General features: G+C 38.9%; 1 protein-coding gene and 1 pseudogene. Both read left to right on the top strand.

Features of this window, described 5'->3' with window-relative positions:
- Nucleotides 1-646: 646 nt before the first annotated feature.
- Complete coding sequence (locus FC65_RS10625; RefSeq protein WP_010500046.1) at nt 647-919, top strand: helix-turn-helix domain-containing protein; 273 nt, start codon at nt 647-649, stop codon at nt 917-919.
- Between the two features lie 359 nt (nt 920-1,278).
- Nucleotides 1,279-1,503: pseudogene (locus FC65_RS10620) on the top strand (protein rep); the annotation flags it as partial.

The following is a 1,503-nucleotide window of genomic DNA, read 5'->3' as shown; positions in this document are numbered from 1 at the left end:
GCGCACTTACACGTCACTTTCATGACGTCGTGCGTTCTGACTGCAAAACGTCAGAAGGGCGCACTTGCACCCCACCAAATAAATGGGGTGCAAGTTGCTTAAAACCTGTCTCAGAATTCGCTCCGCTCAAACTAAAACTGACAAGTCAGTTTGGAACCCAAAAAGCAGATAAGTTCAGTCGTAAACTCCTTCGAACTTTTCTCTTTTTTGAGTTGCTCTCAGAAGCCCAAAATTGCCTTCTAAGCCATTTTAAGAATTAACAAGTTATTTAACTGTCTGTCAACGGTAAATCGACGTAGATAGCCTTATTGAGCCGTACAGGCGAAATTAGACTATCTAGGAGGCTTTAAGGAGTTGATAGACTTTGCAAATTAAAAGCTAAAAGGCGGAAAGCAGCTTGCCTGTTTTCCCGAGCCCGACTGGCGGCGAAGTCGAAACGGTCAAGCTGGTTCAGCTTGTCAGGTTTGGGTGAAACCCAAGGTCTTACTTTTTCGGTCGTTAAAACTGGAAAATTTCATAAAATTTTTGGCGGGTCTCTCTAACTAGCCCGCTACCCCTTTAAAAATTAAAGCTTTTGCTTTTTTATTGTGAACAAAAATGTGGTAATGTTCTAGAGTTTTAGAAAGAGATTTAAAGGGGATTAATAATGCCGAGAATTGACGAACGTAGTTGGAAAAAGATTTTTGAATTGGGTAATAACGGTAAATACGATGATGAAGCGTATGCTGAGATTCTTGCTACAGTATTGAATTTGCGTGTTGAAAAAGGCTTAACTCAAAGTGACGTTGCGAGAATATCTGGTTTATCTACGAGTATGATCTCTAAAATTGAGAGTCAATATACAGTACCGAGTGTAAAAAATTTCTTACGATATATTTTCGCCTTAGATTTGGATTGGGAACTTGTTCATAAACGTTAACTGAATTTTGGGTTTAAAAAAGAGGTTCAGTATGAACCTCTTTTTTGGGGTTTTGAAAGTGACGTTTTTTGTCACTTTCCTCTTATCTTGATACAGTAGAATCAATTCGTTTTTTTGTTTTTCATTTAAAGCCTTGACATGGCGGGGTTTAGGCGTAAAATTAGCCTCATAAATGGTTGAATGAAAACAAAATAAAAAACCCACGTGAAATCTCTGTTTGGCGACCGAGCACGTGAGTTGATTATCATTTGCGATTTATAGCCTTATTCTAGGGGGTAAACCCTATGATGTCAAGGCTGTAAACTTAGCTAAAATGATAATTCAGCTCCTTCACGTGGATAAAACGGGAGGAGCTTTTTATGTCTGAAGTGTTTAAAGACGTTACAACAAATGGAAAAGTAAGACCTTGGCGAGAGCGCAAAATTGAAAATGTACGCTATGCAGAATATTTGTCGATTTTAGAATTTAAGCGGGCGCATGATGTCCGAGGCTGTGGTGAAATTTTACGTTTTCGGAAGATTGGGGAGCATTTAAAACTGTATCAGACTTGGTTTTGCAAAAAGCGGTTGTGTCCGTTATGCAAT

Origin of the sequence: Ligilactobacillus acidipiscis DSM 15836, from assembly GCF_001435755.1 — a bacterium.
Lineage (GTDB): Bacteria > Bacillota > Bacilli > Lactobacillales > Lactobacillaceae > Ligilactobacillus > Ligilactobacillus acidipiscis.
Note: the sequence above shows the minus strand (reverse complement) of the source record. Positions and strands in the feature narration are given on the sequence as shown.